The sequence below is a fragment of the Tessaracoccus luoxuelianae genome (genome assembly GCF_054483915.1).
In genome coordinates, this window is sequence record NZ_CM137013.1 from 3,237,349 (window position 1) to 3,256,425 (window position 19,077).

Here is a 19,077-nt window from a genome sequence, read left to right on the forward strand (position 1 = left end):
CCGCGACGGAACGCAGGCGCCGAACGCGGCGGCGGGCGTCGGAGCGAGGCCAACGGGGCGCTGGTAGGCTCGCCGACGCCGGGGTGCCCCGAAGTCGGGGCTGAGAACACACCCGCAACACCTGATCTAGGTCGTGCTAGCGAAGGGAGCCACCACTCATGACCAACCCCACACCCTCCACACCCGACGACGCCACCAAAGCCAGCGACGCCTCTACCCTCGGACCGACGAGCGCCATCCTCACCGCCGTCCGCGCCGCCACCCCGCTGGTGCACTGCATGACCAACACCGTGGTGCCCGAGATCACCGCCAACGTGCTCCTCGCCGCCGGCGCCGCCCCCGCCATGATCGACCTCCCCGAGGAGGCCGCCATCTTCGCGACGGTGGCCTCAGCCCTGCTCATCAACGTCGGCAACGGGCTCTCCGAGCAGCACGAGGGCATGAGGCGCGCAGCGGCGGCCGCCGACGGCGCCGGCACCCCCTGGGTCCTGGACCCGGTCGCGGTCGGCGCCCTCCCCGTGCGCACCCAGCTCGCCCGCGACCTTCTCGCCCACCGCCCCACCGCCATCCGCGGCAACGCCTCCGAGATCCTGGGCCTCGCCGGGGCCAGCGGCGGGGGGCGCGGGGTGGACGCCACCGACGAGGTGGAGGCCGCCGTCGAAACCGCCCGAGGCCTCGCCGCACGCACCGGCGCCGTCGTGGCCATCTCCGGCCCCGTCGACGTCATCGTCAGCCCCACCCGCACCACGCGCGTCACCGGCGGTGACCCGCTCATGCCGCTGGTCATCGGCACCGGGTGCGCGCTGGGCGCGACTGTCGCGGCGACCCTTGGCGCCACCCGGGCCGACGGCCCTGCCCCGCACGCCTCCCACGACGCGGTCGTCGCCGCCCACGCCCTCTTCGGCGCCGCGGGCCTGGCCGCAGCACGCGAGGCCCGCCACCCGGGCAGCTTCCGCACCGCCTGGCTCGACGCCCTTCACGCGCTCACCCCCGACGAGGTCGCCGCCCTCGTCACCGTCGAGGAGCAGCCATGACGCAGGCCACGCCAGGCCTCGCCGACGGTGTGGACTGGCGCGTCTACTACGTCACGGACACCGCGATGTCGGGTGGCCCAGCCCACGTGCCGGGGATCGTCGAGCAGGCCATCCTCGGCGGCGCCGGCGTGGTGCAGATCCGCGACAAGGAGCTCCACGGCACCGAGTTCCTCGCCCTGGCCCGCGCCTGCGTCGACGCCCGTGACAGGGCATTCGACGCCACCGGACGCACCACGGCGCTCGTCGTCAACGACCGCCTCCACGCCGCCGAGGAACTCGGCCTCCACTTCCACCAGGGCCAGGACGACGGCGACATCAGCCAGGCCCGCGCCCGCCTCGGCCGCGACATTCTCATCGGTCTCAGCATCTCAACCGACGCCGAGCTGGAGGCGGAGCTGAGCGACCTCACCGCGGACGTCCTCGGCCTCTCGCCGCTCTGGGCCACCCCCACCAAGACCGACGCCGCCCCCGCCCTGGGCCTCGACGGCGCCGCCCGCCTGGTCCTGCGCACCGCGGGACGGGCCAAGACTGTCGCGATCGGCGGCATCAACGCCACCAACGCCGCCGTGGCGATCGCCACCGGGGTCGACGGCATCTGTGTGGTCTCAGCCCTCACCACCGCGCCCGATCCCCGAGCGGCCGCCGACGAGCTGCTCGCACTCTGGAGAACCCGATGACACGCACGTCCACCCCGAAGATCGCCCTCAGTATCGCCGGCTCAGACCCCAGCGGCGGCGCCGGCATCCAGGCCGACCTCAAGACCTTCACCGCGCTCGGCGTCTACGGCGCGGCGGCGCTCGCCGGGCTCACGGTCCAGAACACGCAGGGCGTCCGCCAGGCCCGCCCCGTGGACCCGGCCTTCGTCCGCGACCAGATCCTCGCCGTCTTCGACGACCTCCCCGTCGCCGCCACGAAGCTCGGCATGCTCTCCAACGCCGCCGTCGCCAACGCCGTCGCCGACGTCCTGGAGGAACGCCGCGACGACGCGGGCCTCATCATCCTGGACCCCGTCATGATCGCCACCTCCGGCGACGCGCTGCTCACCGACGACGCCATCGACGTTGTGCGCACCCGCCTGCTCCCCCTCGCGGACCTGGTGACCCCGAACGTCCCCGAGGCGGCCGTCCTCCTGGACCAACCGCCCGTGACCGACACCAACGGCCTCATCCGCCAGGCCCGGCAACTGGTGGCGACAGGAGTGCGCGCCGTCCTGGCCAAGGGCGGGCACCTCACCGACCCGGAGCTCACCGACGTCTTCGCCCACGGCACAGAGTTGGCGCTGCTGACCGGCCCGCGCTTCAACACCCGCCATACTCACGGCACCGGCTGCACGCTCAGCTCCGCCATCGCCGCCGTCGCCGCCCGCCGCGGCGACACTCGCGCCACTGGCGTGCGGCTGGAGTCGGTGGAGGAGGCCCGGGACTACCTGATGCGCGCCCTGGACTCTGGCTCGCGGTGGACCCTCAGCCGCACCCCGGACTCGGGCCACGGCCCCGTCGACCACCTCGTGGGGCGCGCCGAGGTGGGGTTGTGAGCATCGACTGGACCCCCGGCCCGTTCAGCACCCAGGCGTGGGAGGCCACCTCAGCCATCCGGGCGCGCATCGACCGTCTCCCACTCCTCACCGAGCTCGCCGACGGCACCCTGGAGCCTCGTCGCTTCGTCGAGTACCTCGGCCAGGACGACTTCTATCTCCGCGGCTACACCCGCGCGCTGGCCACGCTCGCCTCCCGCGCTCCCACCTCCCGCGAGGCGGCCTTCTGGGCCCGGAGCGCCGGCGAGGCCGTGGAGGCGGAGGTCCTCATGCACGACGCCCTCTTGGCCGACGACCGCCTCCGCGACCTTCCGCGCCCCGCCGTCGCATCCCCCACCACCCGCGCCTACGTCAACTCCCTGCTGGCGGCCACCGCCTTCGAGCCGTACGCGGTAGGGGTGGCGGCGGTGCTGCCCTGCTACTGGGTCTACGCGGACGTCGGCGCCACGCTCGCCGACAGGGCCGCCCACCTCGACGGCCACCCCTACGCCGGCTGGGTGGCCGCCTACGCAGACGCGGCCTTCCAACTGGTGACGCGCGAGGCCATCACACTCCTCGATGAGACGGCTGCCTCAAGCGACGGCGCGACCCGCGAGCGGATGCTCACCGCCTTCGTCGACGCAACCTGGTACGAGGAACAGTTCTGGGCACGGGCCTACGCGCTGGAGGTCTGGGAAGCCTGAGAATCAGGCGGCCGTGCGCTGTGCCGAGCCTCCGGCCAAGGCCCTGCGCATGGCCCGCACCTGATCGAATCCGATCACCCACCCCGTCATCCGGACGCTGCGGTAGAGCGGCGTCTGGAGCAGATCGCCCTGCGCGTCGTACACCTCGGGAAAGCCGCGATCGCGGCGCATGGCGGCCTCGAAATGCCCGATGTGGCGATCCGCCTCCTCCAGATACCCCTCCAACCGGGTGGACCGAAAGAGCAGCAGGAGTGTCTTGATGTACTCCATGCCCCAGAAGCTCCAGATCGAGTCGCCACCGTAGTTCGGCACCGCGAAGCGGACCACGGCGAATTGGCGATGCGACCGCCGCTCCTGTTGATATTTGATGGCGAAGGGGTGCGCAATCCCCTCGGCGCGAATGTAATCCACGGACCTCTCGAAATAGTGCCGCTCATCAGGCGACTCGGGATCCAGGAAGCGGGTGGCCAGGACGATGAGCCAATCCGAGGAGTAGAGCCGTCGAGACGTTCCCTCAGCGGAAAGGTCCTCCAGGAAATGTCCGTCATCGTCGAGCCAGAACGTGTTGAGGATGCGCGACTTCAGCCGGGCCAGGAAATTGAGGTCCGTGGGGATGAGGCCCAGATCCATGGCGAGGTGGGTGGTCTTCCAGAAGACCACGTTGTCGTAGAAGGACGATTCACGCTTCACGATGTCCTTGGCGCCGGACATGGTCACCGACGGGTCGATCAGGCCGAGGTCCTCGTCGAACACGCGGCGACGGTAGCCCAGGTAGTGGCGGATCAACGCGCCCCGGTAGGTGTCAAGCAGCAGTGCGGCAGCCTCCCGGGTGCCGAGTGCCGCCTGCTCCTCGCCGTAGCTCGCCGCCCGAGCCGGTTCTCTGCCGAGCAGCGCGCCGAGCGCGTACAGCATGCCGTAGAGGGTGTCCGACGGGTAGGAATGAAAGTTGACGCAGGTCGCCTCCCACGGCCCAATCGGGACGATGGTGGTGGCGAGGTCATCGGTCTTGTCGAAAACACCGAGCGCGTAGGCCAGCGTCTGCAGATAGACAAGTTGCCGGTCACGCCACTGATCGTCGGTGGCAGGCAGCTGGGTGTCCAGCGTGGGGTAGTAGAACACGCCGAGATTGCGGACGAACAGCGAAGAGAAGTGGTCTCCCGAGATCAGCAACAGTTTGGACGGATCGAAGCGGAGCCGGTAGATCTCCTCGATGATCCGATCCACTGACGCACCCCTTCCCGTCCGGGGACGCAACGAGTACCGGCTGGCGAGGATGTGAAAGGCGTTCTTTGCCATCCCGAACACCCTGTAGCGGAGGCCTGTGCGCACCCTCAGCCTGGCGTTTGAGTCGATCGCCTCGATGGCGTTGAGCTTCATCTCCGCTACATATGGACGGCGAACGATCGACAACCTGCTGAAGGGATCAGTCATCATGGCCATCAGCGACCCGACGCTCATCGCCCCGAGAAGGACGTAGAGCATCATCATGGCCCCATCCTAGGGATCCGAGTGGGGGGCCGGGGTGGTCGCCGAGCGCACGTCGTCGTCGTGCGCCCCGCGATTGCGCGGCGCCCATCCACCTCCCCCGCCGGCCACGGGACGATGTCCGCACCCCGGAGGGTTGCGACTTTCTACCGCCGCTCAACTAATGTTTGCGCCATGCCAGATATCGCGCAGCCTGGACGGCCGTTCCCCGCAGACGAGACTCCCAACACTGATACCCGCACATACGGACCCGCCTCCACCCCGACGCACCCCCTCGCCACGGCACCCGTCGGCGCCCCACCGTTCTCGGTCGACGGCTTCGTGCGAGAGTTCCTGCACGAGCTCAACACCAACCAGGGTGTGACCCTCTCGGGCTCGAGCGTCAACGACCAGTACCTCGCCCTCGCCAGCACCGTCAAGAACTACCTGATGGCCCGCTGGCTCGAGACCAAGCGCACCACGCGCGAGGCGAAGGTCAAGACCATCGGCTACCTGTCCGCCGAATATCTCCTCGGACGGCAGCTGGGCAACGCGCTGCTCGCCACGGACCTGAGCGACATCGCCAAGCAGGGCCTCGAACTCTGTGGGATCGATCTCCCCACGCTCCGCGCCCAGGAGGTGGAGCCAGGCCTCGGCAACGGCGGCCTCGGCCGCCTCGCCGCCTGCTTCATCGACTCCATGGCCACCATGGACGTCCCCAGCATCGGCTACGGAATCCGCTACGAGTACGGCATCTTCCGCCAGACCTTCGTCGACGGGCGACAGGTCGAGCAGCCCGACACGTGGCTGGCCCTCGGCTCGCCGTGGGAATTCCCGCACCCCGAGGCCAGCGTCCAGGTCAATTTCGGCGGTCACACCGAGACCTCCCTGGACGAAGACGGCCGCGAGCACACCCGCTGGGTTCCCGCCTGGAACGTCCTGGCCGTCCCCTACAACTACATGGTGCCGGGGTACCTGAACGGTCGCGTCAATACGCTGCGGCTGTGGAGCGCATCGGCCACCAAGGCGTTCGACCTTCAGATCTTCAACGCAGGTGACTACGCCCAGGCGGTGCGCGCCCAGACCTTCGCGGAGAACATCTCCAAGGTGCTCTATCCCGAGGACTCGACGCCGCAGGGCAAGGAGCTGCGCCTGCAGCAGCAGTACTTCTTCGTGGCGGCGTCGCTGCACGACTTCCTTACCAACGAACTGGAGGAAGGCTTCGACCTGCACAACCTGTCGGAGCGGATCATCTTCCAGCTCAACGACACCCACCCCGTCATCGCCGTGCCCGAGCTCATGCGCGTCCTCATCGACGACAAGGGCTTCGAGTGGGACGAGGCATGGGAGGTCACCAGGTCCTGCTTCGCCTACACCTGCCACACGCTGTTGCCCGAGGCCCTCGAGGTCTGGTCCACCGAGCTGCTCGGCCGCCTGTTGCCGCGCCACCTGGAGATCATCTTCCGGATCAACGAGGAGTTCCTCGCCGAAGTCCGAGAGGCGTTCCCGGGCGACGAGATGCGCGCCCGCAGAATGTCGATGATCACCGAATACCCGGAGCGCGGGGTGCGCATGGCCTACCTCGCCACCGTCGCGGGCACGAAGGTCAACGGCGTCGCCGAGCTGCACTCGCAGCTCCTCCGCGACAAGGTCCTGCCGGACTTCTCCCAGTTGTGGCCGGACAAGTTCACCAACGTCACCAACGGCGTCACCCCGCGTCGCTTCGTGCGGATGGCCAACTTCAAGCTCGCCGAACTCATCACGGACCACATCGGCCCCGGCTGGGTCACGGATCTTGAGCGGCTCAAGGAGCTCGAGCCCTACGCCGACGACCCCGAGTTCCAGGAGAGGTTCCGCGAAGTCAAGGCGTGGAACAAGAAGCGCCTGACCGATCTGCTGCTCAAGCGCGACGGTATCGAACTCCCCGCCGGCCACATGCTCGACGTGATGGTCAAGCGCCTCCACGAGTACAAGCGCCAGTCCCTCAAGCTGCTCCACATCGTCTCGCTGTACGAGCAGGTGATCAGCGGCAAGATCGAGGCTTCCGAGGTCACGCCGCGCACCGTCGTGTTCGGCGCGAAGGCGGCCCCCGGTTACCGGATGGCCAAGGACACGATCCACCTGATCAACTCCGTGGCCAGGAAGGTCAACTCCGACGAGCGGCTCGAGGGTCGTCTCAAGGTGGCGTTCCCGGCCAACTACAACGTGACCCTGGCTGAGAAGCTGATCCCGGCCTCGGACCTCTCGGAGCAGATCTCGCTGGCCGGCATGGAGGCGTCGGGCACGGGCAACATGAAGTTCGCGCTCAACGGCGCGCTGACCATCGGCACGGACGACGGCGCGAACGTCGAGATCCGGCGCCTGGTGGGCGACAAGCACTTCTTCCTGTTCGGCATGGTTGAGCCCGAGGTCGCGGAGCTGGGCGCGAAGGGCTACAACCCGGGCTCGTACTACGAGTCCAACCCGCAGCTGAAGGCGGCGCTGGATCTCATCCTCTCGGGCGAGTTCAGCTACGGCGACACCCACATGTTCGACTCGGTGGTGTTCAACCTGCTGCACCACGACCGGTTCATGGCGCTGGCGGACTTCCAGCCCTACATTGAGGCACAGGCGAGGGTGGAGGCGAAGTACGCCGACCAGAAGGCGTGGACGCGTTCGGCCATCCTCAACGTGGCGCGCAGCGGTTACTTCAGCTCGGACCGTTCGATGCGCGACTACCTGCAGCGCATCTGGCACACCACCCCGATGATCTGAGTCCCGAACTGCACGCAGTTGAGGGCCCCCGCCTCATGGCGGGGGCCCTCACGTATCCAGGGCAGCGGGGACTCGGGACGAGTCTTGACCCTCACACCTCGAAGGTCGCCACTCCGGTCAAGCCCCTTGTACACACCGCCGTTGACACGCCCGTCGTCCACGACCCGTAGACCGTGGAGATCAGCGTCCCTGATGAATAGCAGCGGAGCTTGACTCTGACGCGTTGCCCATTGGGACAACTTGCGTGACCGGTGTACTGGGTCCCGAGCCAGCTGGTATTGGTCGTGACCCAGGCGGCGCAGGACGGCTCGGCAACCGCCGCCTGCGCAGCGAGCCCAGCACCGGACCAGCCCCATGCGAATGCCATCGAAATCGCGCCAACCAAAAGGCGCCTCACAATGTTCCCTTCTCGTCTTCCCGGACAGCGCCGGCCAGCGTCTGCATTGATGCCAACAAGCGCTCTTCCACTCTCTCAAGTTCTTTTGAAATGTACTGCCGCGTGGCCATCCCCGTGACGGAAGTCCGAACATCCATGAGTTCTCGAGCCAGAAAGTCCGTATCCGCCCGGCTCTGGTCGAGCTTCGACCTGTCGAGTTGGGCTTGAGCGCGGTCCGTTGCCTCCTGCTTGTACTGAGCGAGAAGAATGAGAGGTGCGGAGAACGACGCCTGCACCGACAGCATGAGGGTCAGGAACTGAAACGGATAGGGATCGAACCGCAGGGTAGACGGCAGTAGCGTGTTCCACAAGACCCACGTCACAAGAACTGCGGCCATCCAGTATATGAACCCGGTCGTGCCCATGAAGGCTGCCATCGCCTCCGAAATGGGCGTCTCCGTGTGACGAAGACGCGGATACGCGAATCGCCTGATTCTCGGCTCCGAAAGCGACCCCTGATGCTTCATGAGCGCATCCTAAACGCATCGGCGCCCGCCTTGGTCGAGCGCGGGAACTAGCAGAGACCTCGAAGGTCCAGGCCGGCCCCTTCGCTCCCTGAGGGGGCCGCCCTCACTCGCTCCCTGAGGAGGGCCGCCCGCGGAGCGGCGTGGGCCGTCCCCTTCGCTCCCTGAGGAGGCGCGCCGCCGAAGGCGCGGGTGCCGTCTCGAAGGGTCGTGACTACCACCTTCACGCCGATCTTGTGGTCAGGTGCGGTGAACCGTGAGTCGATGCCCGGGCGGCCGTTGCCCAGGGTCTCGATGTGCCGGTCAGCCGGGTCGGTGGTCGGATTGTGAAGGCCGCCCGGGCATAGCCTCGCGTCTCCCCGCACTCGTCCTCCCTGTGGCGTGGTCTCGTCCCGGGTGCGGGCCGGAAGGGCGGCGCTGGGGTCGGGTCTGCTTGAGCGGGATGCCGGTGGGGTGTCGGCGGACACGGAAAAATGCCCAGTGACGGTCATGTAGTTGCCCGCTGGCGGTCATGAAATCTGCCCGGTGGTGGCCATGGGATCTGCCCGACACGACATCCGTTGCCTGGCCGCGTCCGCGGTCGGCGTCCCTTCCTCGAGTGCGATGAGTGGTGCTGAAGCACTGTTCGTCACCCGGGGAAGGGACATCTTGAAGTCTGCCGAGGAAATCATGGAAATCTTGGATGCTTACGATCTGACTGGGTCGTTGCGTGATTCTGCCGAGTTGGTGGGGTGTTCTCATCACACGGTGAAACGCTATGTGGAGGCCCGCGACAAGCTGGGTGGCCCGCCGTCGGGGACGGCCCGCCGGCCTCAGTTGATCGACGACTACCTGGACAAGGTCGAGGAGTGGGTCGAGCGGTCGAAGGGGAAGGTCCGCGCCGACAGGGTCCACCAGAAGCTGGAGTGGCTGGGCTACACCGGCTCGGAGCGCACCACCCGCCGCGCGGTCGCGGCCGCGAAGACCGCGTTCCGGGTCGGGAACCGCAGGGTCCATCGGCCGTGGGTGACCGAGCCGGGGATGTGGTTGCAGTACGACTACGGCGACGGGCCGTTGATCGACGGGGTCAAGACGGTCCTGTTCGTCGCCTGGGTCGCGTGGTCGAGATTCCGGGTGGTGCTGCCGCTGCGGGACAAGACCCTGCCCTCGGTGTTCGCCGCCTTGGATGTCACGTTCCGCCGGATCGGGGGCGTCCCGACGTATGTGTTGACCGACAACGAGAAGACCGTCACCAGCGAGCACATCGCCGGGATCCCGGTCCGGAATCAGCAGCTGGTCGCCTTCGCTTCCCATTACGCGGTGACCGTTCATACGTGTCGGCCGGCCGATCCCGCGTCGAAGGGTGGCACCGAATCATCGGTGAAGCTCGCGAAGGCCGACCTGGTGCCCACCGACGCGAACCTGCGCGACGCCTACGACACGTTCGCCGACCTCGAAGCCGCCTGCGAAGCGTTTGGTGAGATGGTCAACGCCCGCCCGCATCGGGTCACCCGACGGGCCCCGGTCGAGATGCTGGCCGAGGAACGCCCACGGTTGCATCCTGTCGCGGCGGCGCCGTTCACGGTCGCGTTCGGGACCACGAGGGTGGTGCCGGACAACACGCCGATGGTGAACTTCGAACACGGCCAGTACTCCGTCCCTCACCGGCTCTGCGGGGCCACGGTCTGGGTCCGCGTCCACGGCCGCGGCGCGGATGAGCAGATCGTGATCACCCACCTCGACGCCGCGGGCCCGGTCGAGGTCGCCCGCCACCGACGCGCGACCCCCGGCACGCCGATGCTCGACGACACGCACTTCCCGCCCGCACCAGCCGGCGCCCTGGAACGGACCCCCACACCCAAGTCGGTGGCTGACAGCGAGTTCCTCGCCCTGGGTGAAGGGGCGCGGATCTGGCTGGTCGAGGCCGCCGCCGCGGGCACCGGGAAGATGCGAGTCAAGATGGCCGCCGCGGTCCAGCTGGCACGCCTGTTCAACCCCGCCGACGTCGACTGGGCATTGGGACATGCCGCCGTCCACGGCCGCTTCGCCGAGGCCGACCTCGCCTCCATCCTCGACCACCACCGCAGCAGACCGAACCCGACACAGCTGCAGGCCAGCGAGGACCAGTCCCTGACCCAAGGCACCCGCGGCTGGGCCACCTACGGCACCACCAACCCCGAGGAGATCGCCTCATGACCGGCCAGAGCGCCCCGGTGGCTGGGGTTCCGGTCGCCCCGCCGCTACCGGCCGACCTGGAAGCGTTGCTGCGCCGGATGCGGTTGCCCTACATGCGCACCGCAGCACCTGACATCCTCGCCACCGCCCGAGCGCAACGCTGGGACCCCGCCGAAGTCGTCAAAGCCCTCCTCGTCGAGGAGGTCACCGGAAGGGAACGCTCCGCGCTGGCCACCCGCCGGACCGCCGCCGGGTTCCCCACCGGCAAAACCTTCGACGCCTGGCAGGACACAGCATCCTCGATCCCGGCCCCCACCCAACAAGCACTGCGGACCCTGGAATGGGTCGGCCGGCGGGAGAACCTCGTCGTCTGCGGCCCCTCCGGCACCGGGAAGACGTTCTTCCTCGAAGCACTCGGCCACCTGGCTGTCGAACAAGGACTCCGCGTCGCCTGGTTCACCCTCGAAGACCTCGGCCTGCTGCTACGCCGGCACCGCGCCGACGACACCGTGTCGAAAGCCATCGCCCGGATCCTGCGCGCCGACCTGGTCGTCGTCGACGACATCGGCCTGCTACCCGTGTCCCACGACGCCGCCGAGGGCCTCTACCGCTTGGTCGACGCCGCCTACGAGAAACGCTCCGTCGCGATCAGCTCCAACCTGCACCCCGCCGGCTTCGACGAACTCATGCCCAAAACCCTGGCCACCGCCACCGTCGACCGGCTCCTCCACCACGCCCACGTCTGCCAAACCAGCGGCGACAGCGTCCGACTCACCCAAGCCCTCGCCGGCCGGGGGGTGACCCCCTTGCACTAACCCAGCCTCGACCGAGGTGGATGGCCAACAACCCCCCAGGGGCAGATCCCATGGCCACCACCGGGCACATCTCGTGACCGTCACCGGGCAGGTTTCATGTCCGCCTCCGGGCAGAAACCAGTGGCCCTTGACAGTGGGGTGATCGTCGGGTTGGGCACCGCTGCGCAGTGCCGCCCTGCCGTCCCCCACCCTGGCGTCTGGCCGCGGGATCTCGACCCTTCGAGACGTCCTGCGGTCGCTTCGCGACGCGGGACCCTCAGGGACCGAACTTAGCCGCCCTGCCGTCCCCCACCCTGGCGTCTGGCCGCGGGTCTCGACCCTTCGAGACGTCCTGCGGTCGCTTCGCGACGCGGGACCCTCAGGGACCGAACTCAGCCGCCCTGCCGTCCCCCACCCTCGCGTCTGGCCGCGGGTCTCGACCCTTCGAGACGTCCTGCGGTCGCTTCGCGACGCGGGACCCTCAGGGACCGAACTCAGCCGCCCTGCCGTCCCCCACCCCTGTGACTGGCCGCGGGATCTCGACCCTTCGAGACGTCCTGCGGTCGCTTCGCGACGCGGGACCCTCAGGGACCGAACTCAGCCGCCCTGCCGTCCCCCACCCCTGTGTCTCGCCGCGGGTTTTCAACCCTTCGAGACTTCCACGGTCGCCTCGCGAAGCGGCGCGACCGCTTTGCTTCCGATCCCTGAGGAGGGCCGCCCGCGAAGCGGCGTGGCCCCGTCTCGAAGGGTCGTCACTGGAGCTGACAGGCAATCTCAACGGTCACTGTGAACAACGGGGACGAGGATCGCTAGCGGCCGGACGACAGCTTCACGTCGTTGCCCGCCCAGAACAGGAACCCCTTGAGGATGAGCGTGCCGTTGGATCCGTCGCCCCTCGCCCCGGACTCGACGTCGTTGCCGGCCATGATGGCGATGGACTCGTCGATCACCCGGACGCCGGCCGGCACGAAGATGTCGTGGCCGGCCATCACCGCAGACAGCTCCATCGTGAGCACCACACCCGGCCCCATCACGTCGTCCAGGTGGATGGTGTCGCCGCCCCACCACGCGAAGTTGCGGTACAGGGTGGTGCCGGGCGCGACGTCGACCTCTCTGCCCGTCAGGATGGTGAGGGAAGGATGCGCCCCCTCGACAGCAGCTGGCAAGGGGTGGGGCCGCGGCGACAGCGTCGTCTGGCCGACGGCGAGCTCGCCGCCCTCCGGCAGGTCCGCGACGAGCTGGGGGAACTCGTCGGTGAACCGTGCCAGGAGGGCGGCGTCCTGCCGCTCCCCCAGCTCCTCGACGGTGAGCCGACCGGCGGCGTGCGCTCGTTGAAGGACATTGAGCACCGCGTCGCGGTCCGCGTCACCGGCCCTGAGGCGCCTGTGGGGAAGCAGCTCGTCGGACATGCCAGCAGTCTAGGAGGCGGGTGGTCCAGGCTGCTCGACGGGCACCTCGGGCTCGCCGGGCTTCTCAGCGTCGGCGTGGCGGGCCTCCCCGCGGCCGCGCTCAGCCATGTCGCGGTACCCCTTGGTGAGCTCGTCGACGAACTTGTTGACCTGCTCGCGCATCTGCGCCAGGAACGCCTTGGCGCCCTCGCTGCTGTCCGTGTCGGGGTGCGAGGCCACGTACTGGCGCTGCTGCTCCTCGTAGAACGTCTTGGCCCTGTCGCCCACGAAACCGGCGAAACCGACGGCGGCGTACGCGGCCTCGGTGGCCACCTTGACGAGGTTGTCTCCCAGGTTCTCGGGGGAGACCTTCTCAGGCTGCTCAGACTCGACCACCTGCTCGTGCTCGGCCTCGAAATCCTTCGCGTCCTCGGCGTCCACGAAGTTGGCCGTGGGGGTGGCGTCGTGCTCGTGCTCAGTCATGATGGTTCTTCCTTCTCTCCGGGCGCATCGCCCGGCGTCGTCTTCCAGTGTGCCCCCAGTGGCGCCGTCGCCACAGGGGTGAAGGCCCTGAATTGTGCCCGGAGCCGACCCTGGTCCGGCCTGGGCCTATTCGTTCTCGGAGGCCGGCAGCGCGAGCCGCCGGACGGGGCGGAACCGTCCCGCGTGGACCGCGCCGGAGGATTCCGCCGTGAACACGCGCATCGCCGCCTCGTGGGACTGGAGGCGGCGGATCGTGTCGCTCAGGCGGTCCACTTGATCCCGCAGACCTTCCACCTCGGCCTCCAGCGCCAGGATGCGGCGGATGCCCTCGAGGTTGATCCCCTCCACCTGGCTGAGCTGCTGCACGTGACGCAGCTTGGCCACGTCGCGGAGAGAGTAGCGGCGGCCGCGGCCCCGGGCGCGCTGAGGCACGACCAGGCCCAGCCGGTCGTAGCCGCGAAGCGTCTGGGCGTGCATGTCCGCCAGCGACGCCGCCACGGACACCGGGAAGACGGCCGCGTCCACGTCGAAGAGTTGGGGCAGGCTCGTCATCCCACTCACCCGCCGAACAGGGAGGCCCGCGGGTTGGACTCGTGGGCCTTCTCGGCGTACTCGAGCAGCGCCCGCTTGGCCTCCTCGGTCAGGCCTTCGGGGACCTGCACGTTGAGCGTCACCAGCAGGTCACCCATGGTGCCGTCCGACTTCCGGGCCCCCTTGCCGCGTACCCGCATGGTGCGCCCGTTGGGGGTCGACGGCGGGACCCGCAGCTTCACGTTGGGCCCGCTCAGCGTGGGGATGGTGATCTCCGCGCCGAGGGAGGCCTCGGTGAACGTGACGGGGACTTCGAGGGTGAGGTTGTTGCCGCTCCGGCCGAACAGCCGATGTGGGGTGACCTTCACCGAGACGTAGAGGTCGCCGGAGGCGCCGCCGTTCTCGCCGGCCGCGCCCTTACCCTTGAGCCTGATCCGCTGCCCATCTGCCACGCCCGCGGGGATCCGCACCTGCATGGTCTTGGCGGACCGGCCCCGGCCCGAGCCCTCGCAGTCCGGGCACGGGTCCTCGACGATCAGGCCGCGGCCGAGGCACTCGGTGCAGGGCTCGCTCATGTGGAACACGCCGCCCGCCTGGGAGGACTGCATCCCGGACCCCTCGCACCGCGGGCAGACCCGCGGCAGCGAGCCGGCCTTCGCCCCGGTCCCCCGGCACGACGGGCACGGCTGATCCGAGATGGTGCGCATGGTCACCGTCGCACCCTCGACGGCCTGCTCGAACGTGATGGTCACGTCCCCCTCGATGTCCGCACCGCGGCGCGGACCCCGCTGGGTGGCGCGACGGGTGGCACCCGTCTGCCCGAACAGGCCACCGAAGATGTCGCCCAGGCCCGCATTGCCCTGGCCGCCGGCCTGGGCGTTGCGGATCAGGTCCTCGAACCCCGGCGAGCCGCCCGGGCCGGGACGGGTGAACTTGAACCCGCCCCCGAAGAGGCTGCGGGCCTCGTCGTACTCCTTGCGCTTCTCGGTGTCGCTCAGGATGGCGTTTGCCTCCGACGCCTCCTTGAAGCGCGCCAGGGCGGCGTGGTTGTCCGGGTTCTGATCCGGGTGGTTGGCCTTGGCGATCTGCCGGAACGCCTTCTTGATCTCATCGGCACTCGCGCTCTTGGAGACGCCGAGGACCTTGTAGTAGTCCTTTTCGAGCCAGTCCTTCGTGCTCATTAGTCGTTCATCTCCTTTCCGCTCGTGCGTGGATCAGGGGTTGGCCACCGCGACGCGCGCGGGCCGGACAACCCGGCTGCCCAGCAGGTAGCCCTGCTGCATGACCTGCGAGATGGTGACCACCTCGACCGGCTCCTCCATGGGGACCGCCATCAGCGCCTCGTGGAGGTTCGGGTCGAAGGCCTCACCGACCGCACCGAAGACGGTGAGCCCGTGCTTCGCGGCCACCTTCTGCAGCTCGTCGGCGATCATCTTGAAGCCGCCCTCGAGATTCTCATGCTGCCTGGCCAACTCGATGTGGTCCAGGACCGGCATCAGGTCGTTGACGACGGCCTCGATGCCCGCCTGGCGGGCGAGGTCGCGGTCACGGTCAACCCGCTTCTTGTAGTTGACGTACTCTGCGGCGACCCGCTGAAGATCCAGGGTCCGCTCGGCTACGAGCGCCTCGAGCTCGGCCACCTTGTCGACGGCTTCCAGGAGCTCCAGGCCCTCCGCCGGCTCAACGGCCTCGGGTGAGGGCGTCTCCTCGACGCCCTCACCCACAGCCTCGCCGTCCGGAACGAACTGCGAATCGGTCACTTGTTGTCCTTCTCCTCATCGACGATCTCGGCATCCACCACGTCGTCGTCACCCTGAGCGGACTCGGAGGAGTCATCGGCCGCGGCCGACTCCTGAGCCTGCTTCGCCTGGGCAGCGGAGTAGATGGCCTGGCCCATCGAGGCGGCCTTCGTGTTGAGATCATCGATCGCGGCCTTCACCACATCGTTGTCCTCACCCTTCAGGGCCTCCTTGAGCGCCTCGGTGGCCTCCACAACCGGAGCCTTGACGTCTTCACCGATGGTATCGGCGTGCTCGGCCAAAAGCTTCTCCGTGCGGAACACCAGGGCGTCGCCCTCGTTGCGCATGTCGACGGCCTCGCGGCGCTTGCGATCCTCCTCGGCGTGGGACTCGGCGTCTCGCACCATGCGGTCGATGTCGTCCTTGGCGAGCGCGGAGCCGCCGGTGACCGTCATCGACTGCTCCTTGCCGGTGGCCAGGTCCTTGGCGCCCACGTGCACGATGCCGTTGGCGTCGATGTCGAAGGTCACCTCGATCTGCGGGACCGAGCGGGGAGCCGGGAGCAGGCCGGTGAGCTCGAAGTTGCCGAGGCTCTTGTTGTCGCGGGCGAACTCGCGCTCACCCTGGTACACCTGGATCATCACGGCGGGCTGGTTGTCCTCGGCGGTGGTGAACACCTCGGAGCGCTTGATCGGGATCGTGGTGTTGCGCTCGATGATCTTGGTCATCACGCCGCCCTTGGTCTCGATGCCGAGGCTCAGCGGGGTGACGTCGAGGAGCAGCACGTCCTTGACCTCGCCCTTGAGCACGCCGGCCTGGAGCGACGCGCCGAGCGCGACGACCTCGTCGGGGTTGACGCCCTTGTTGGGCTCCTTGCCGCCGGTGAGTTCCTTGACCATGTCCACGACGGCGGGCATACGGGTGGAGCCGCCGACCAGCAGGACGGTGTCGATCTTGTCCACGGAGGTCTTGGCGTCCGAGATCACCGCGTTGAACGGGGCGCGGCAGCGGTCCAGGAGGTGCTGGGTCATGCGCTGGAACTCGGAGCGGGTGAGCTTCTCGTCCAGGTGGAGCGGTCCCTCGGCGGAGGCCGTGATGTAGGGCAGATTGATGGAGGTCTCAGACGCCGAGCTCAGCTCGATCTTCGCGCGCTCGGCGGCCTCCTGCAGGCGCTGGCGGGCCATCTTGTCCTTGGACAGGTCCACGCCATGCTTGTTCTTGAACTGCGTCGCCAGCCAGTCCATCACGACGGCGTCCCAGTCGTCGCCACCGAGGCGGGGATCACCCTTGGTGGCCTTCACCTCGAACACGCCGCCCTCGATCTCCAGCAGGGAGACGTCGAAGGTGCCGCCGCCGAGGTCGAAGACCAGGACAGCCTGCTCCGTGTCACCCTTGTCCAGACCGTAGGCCAGGGCCGCGGCGGTGGGCTCGTTGATGATGCGGTCCACCACGAGGCCCGCGATCTCGCCGGCCTCCTTGGTGGCCTGGCGCTCGGCGTCGCCGAAGTACGCGGGGACGGTGATGACGGCGTTGGTGACGGACTCACCGAGGTAGGCCTCGGCGTCGCGCTTCAGCTTCTGCAGCACGAAGGCGCTGATCTGCTGGGGACGGTAGTCCTTGCCGTCGAGGGTCTTCTTCCAGTCGGTGCCCATATGGCGCTTGACGGAGCGGATGGTGCGGTCCACGTTGGTGACCGCCTGACGCTTGGCGACCTCACCGACGAGGACCTCGCCGGAGGTCGAGAAGGCCACCACGGACGGGGTGGTGCGGGCGCCCTCCGCGTTGGGGATGACGGTGGGCTCGCCGCCCTCCAGGACGGCGACGACAGAGTTGGTGGTGCCGAGGTCGATGCCTACTGCACGAGCCATGGGAGTTCCTCCTGTGGAGACAAGTCTGATTTTCGACCTTGAGCCGAGTTCACTCAAGTCTGACACAGGACCCCGCGACGATCAAGTTCGGGTTGAGCCCCCTGCGCTCAACCTGCTTTCTGCACAGGGCCGGGCGCCTTCACGATCGGGACGAGACGCGATTCTCGGGTTGCCACGGCTGAGCCGACTCGGACTCCGCGGCAGGTGTTCCTCCAGAACGGTGCTCGCGCCCCTCAGGCGCCCGAGTCCCTTTCTGGAGGAACATCTACCGCACACTCCTCGCCAGAGCCAACGATCTGCGCCCCAAAGCTAGGCTGGCGGCATGGAACCACTCCTCGCCCTCGTCGCAAACTCCAAGGACGGCACCCTCACCACGCTGAGGATCGCCGATGACACCCTGACCGAGGTGTCCACCACCGTCGTCGCGCCTGGACTGCCCCTCGCAGTGGATCGCGGGCGAGGTCTGGTCTTCGCCGGCACCAGCGACCCTCGGGGCGTCACGGTGCTGCGGCTCGGCGCCGGCGGATCCCTGGAGACGCTCGGCAGCTACCCGGCGCACGGCGCCTCCGTGTACCTGACGCTCAGCTCCGACGGCGGGCTCCTCTTCAGCGCGTCGTACCACGACCACCTCGGCGAGGTGTGGCGGGTGGCCGACGACGGGGCCCTCACCCCCGTCGGCGAGCCGATCCCCCGGCAGAACATGCACAGCGTGCAGCTGAGCTCCGATGACCGGTTCGCGTACTTCGTGTCCCTCCGTGAGGACCTGATCGCACAGTTCGCCGTCGGCGCCGACGGGACCCTCACCCCGCTGGACCCGCCGTCGGCACCCGCACCGGAGGGCTCCGGGCCGCGGCACCTGATCTTCGACGAGGAGGAGACCTCCCTCTACGTCAACACCGAGTACTCCGGGGAAGCGTTGCGCTACCGTCGCGATCCAGCCACCGGAGCCCTCGAGCATGCCGAGGCGGTCACCAACATCCCCACCGATCGAGGGCTGTCGCACAGCCGGTTCGGCGCCAAACCGCGCGAGGAGGAGCTCATCTGGTGCTCGGACCTCCGTCTCAGCACCGACGGTCGTCGGCTCTTCAGCGCCGAGCGGACGCGGGGCACCATCACGGCTGTGGATGTCGCGGTGGACGGCACGCTGGGCCGGGCCACTGCGCACTCCGACGTGGTGGCGCAACCGAGACACTTCGTCGTGCTGCCCGACGACACGCTGCTGGTTGCCTCCGAGATCGACCGCGTCGTGGCGCTCTATCGGCCAGACGCCGACGGCGCGCTGACCGAAGTGTCGCGGCACGACGTGGGCCTGGGCGCCAACTGGATCGAGATCGTCGCCGCCGACTGACCGGCCCGCCCCGCCGTCGGTGCCAGGGTCCCCGCCGTCGGTGCCAGGGTCCCCGCCGTCGGTGCCAGGAGTCGTGGGTCGAGACACGGGCGGCCGCTGTCCGCTTTCAGCCTTCCCTCGCGAGTTGGCCACAGGCCGGGCATCGAGGCCGCCCGTGTCTCGCCCCCCGTCTCCCCGCACTCGATTCCCCGTGGCGTCGTCGGGTTCGGGCGCGGCCCGTCAGGGCGGACCTGGTGACAGTCTGTTCGGGCGGGACGCCGGTCCGGCGACCCTCACGCTGGGCATCCCGACGCAGAGCCGCCCTGCCGTCCCCCACCCGCGCGTTCAACTCCCGTCCGTGCGGCGACTTCGACCCCAGTGCCTCAATGGCACGTCTGGTGAACCTGACCAGGTCCTCTGAGAC

Annotated in this window: 16 protein-coding genes and 1 riboswitch; of the genes, 8 read left to right on the forward strand and 8 right to left on the reverse strand. The window is 68.6% G+C overall.

The features are described from left to right. Positions 1-69: 69 nt before the first annotated feature. Positions 70-165, forward strand: a riboswitch (TPP riboswitch). The 4 genes from thiM to ACX1D1_RS15015 all read left to right on the forward strand — a co-directional run bounded on the left by thiM (position 159) and on the right by ACX1D1_RS15015 (position 3,251). Next, positions 159-1,034: a hydroxyethylthiazole kinase gene (gene thiM / locus ACX1D1_RS15000; RefSeq protein ID WP_459055220.1), complete on the forward strand. Its 876-nt coding sequence runs from the start codon at positions 159-161 to the stop codon at positions 1,032-1,034. It overlaps the preceding riboswitch by 7 nt. Next, entirely contained in the window at positions 1,031-1,711 is a 681-nt protein-coding gene (locus ACX1D1_RS15005) for a thiamine phosphate synthase (protein ID WP_459055222.1), read from the forward strand. The genes thiM and ACX1D1_RS15005 overlap by 4 nt, the downstream gene beginning before the upstream one ends. Continuing rightward, entirely contained in the window at positions 1,708-2,568 is an 861-nt protein-coding gene (thiD, locus tag ACX1D1_RS15010; RefSeq protein WP_459055224.1) for a bifunctional hydroxymethylpyrimidine kinase/phosphomethylpyrimidine kinase, read from the forward strand. The genes ACX1D1_RS15005 and thiD overlap by 4 nt, the downstream gene beginning before the upstream one ends. Next, positions 2,565-3,251, forward strand: coding sequence for a TenA family protein (locus ACX1D1_RS15015; RefSeq protein ID WP_459055226.1), 687 nt, complete (start codon positions 2,565-2,567; stop codon positions 3,249-3,251). The genes thiD and ACX1D1_RS15015 overlap by 4 nt, the downstream gene beginning before the upstream one ends. 3 nt (positions 3,252-3,254) lie before the next feature. Here the strand turns inward: ACX1D1_RS15015 and ACX1D1_RS15020 are convergent, their stop codons facing one another. Then, positions 3,255-4,739 carry a hypothetical protein gene (locus ACX1D1_RS15020; RefSeq protein ID WP_459055228.1) on the reverse strand — a complete coding sequence of 495 codons (1,485 nt, stop codon included), beginning with the start codon at positions 4,737-4,739 and terminating at the stop codon, positions 3,255-3,257. 171 nt (positions 4,740-4,910) lie between these two features. On the opposite strand from ACX1D1_RS15020, the gene ACX1D1_RS15025 reads away from it, so the two are divergent. Beyond that, positions 4,911-7,469 (forward strand): glycogen/starch/alpha-glucan phosphorylase, encoded by a 2,559-nt coding sequence (locus tag ACX1D1_RS15025; protein ID WP_182781534.1) that lies wholly within the window; start codon positions 4,911-4,913, stop codon positions 7,467-7,469. A gap of 393 nt (positions 7,470-7,862) precedes the next feature. Here the strand turns inward: ACX1D1_RS15025 and ACX1D1_RS15030 are convergent, their stop codons facing one another. Next, positions 7,863-8,372: a DUF1003 domain-containing protein gene (locus ACX1D1_RS15030; RefSeq protein ID WP_459055231.1), complete on the reverse strand. Its 510-nt coding sequence runs from the start codon at positions 8,370-8,372 to the stop codon at positions 7,863-7,865. Positions 8,373-9,017: 645 nt separating this feature from the next. On the opposite strand from ACX1D1_RS15030, the gene istA reads away from it, so the two are divergent. Then, positions 9,018-10,544, forward strand: a complete 1,527-nt coding sequence (gene istA / locus ACX1D1_RS15035; RefSeq protein WP_459054235.1) for an IS21 family transposase — start codon at positions 9,018-9,020, stop codon at positions 10,542-10,544. Beyond that, entirely contained in the window at positions 10,541-11,338 is a 798-nt protein-coding gene (gene istB, locus ACX1D1_RS15040) for an IS21-like element helper ATPase IstB (protein WP_291918600.1), read from the forward strand. The genes istA and istB overlap by 4 nt, the downstream gene beginning before the upstream one ends. Positions 11,339-12,126: 788 nt before the next feature. Here the strand turns inward: istB and ACX1D1_RS15045 are convergent. From ACX1D1_RS15045 to dnaK, 6 genes are all read right to left on the reverse strand, one after another. Continuing rightward, positions 12,127-12,726 (reverse strand): DUF1707 SHOCT-like domain-containing protein, encoded by a 600-nt coding sequence (locus ACX1D1_RS15045; protein WP_459055233.1) that lies wholly within the window; start codon positions 12,724-12,726, stop codon positions 12,127-12,129. A gap of 9 nt (positions 12,727-12,735) precedes the next feature. Then, positions 12,736-13,188, reverse strand: coding sequence for a hypothetical protein (locus tag ACX1D1_RS15050; protein ID WP_459055234.1), 453 nt, complete (start codon positions 13,186-13,188; stop codon positions 12,736-12,738). 126 nt (positions 13,189-13,314) lie between these two features. Next, the gene (locus ACX1D1_RS15055; protein ID WP_182781527.1) at positions 13,315-13,740 is read right to left on the reverse strand and encodes a heat shock protein transcriptional repressor HspR; all 426 of its coding nucleotides are present in this window, start codon (positions 13,738-13,740) and stop codon (positions 13,315-13,317) included. A 5-nt stretch (positions 13,741-13,745) separates the two neighbouring features. Continuing rightward, positions 13,746-14,900, reverse strand: a complete 1,155-nt coding sequence (gene dnaJ / locus ACX1D1_RS15060) for a molecular chaperone DnaJ (protein WP_182798787.1) — start codon at positions 14,898-14,900, stop codon at positions 13,746-13,748. 33 nt (positions 14,901-14,933) lie between these two features. Further along, entirely contained in the window at positions 14,934-15,479 is a 546-nt protein-coding gene (locus ACX1D1_RS15065) for a nucleotide exchange factor GrpE (protein ID WP_459055236.1), read from the reverse strand. Beyond that, on the reverse strand, positions 15,476-17,326 hold the full coding sequence (gene dnaK / locus ACX1D1_RS15070) for a molecular chaperone DnaK (protein ID WP_182798789.1): 1,851 nt from the start codon (positions 17,324-17,326) through the stop codon (positions 15,476-15,478). Before dnaK ends, ACX1D1_RS15065 begins: the two co-directional genes overlap by 4 nt. Before the next feature lie 322 nt (positions 17,327-17,648). Between dnaK and ACX1D1_RS15075 the strand changes: the two genes are divergently transcribed. After that, on the forward strand, positions 17,649-18,674 hold the full coding sequence (locus ACX1D1_RS15075) for a lactonase family protein (protein ID WP_459055238.1): 1,026 nt from the start codon (positions 17,649-17,651) through the stop codon (positions 18,672-18,674). Positions 18,675-19,077: the final 403 nt, after the last annotated feature.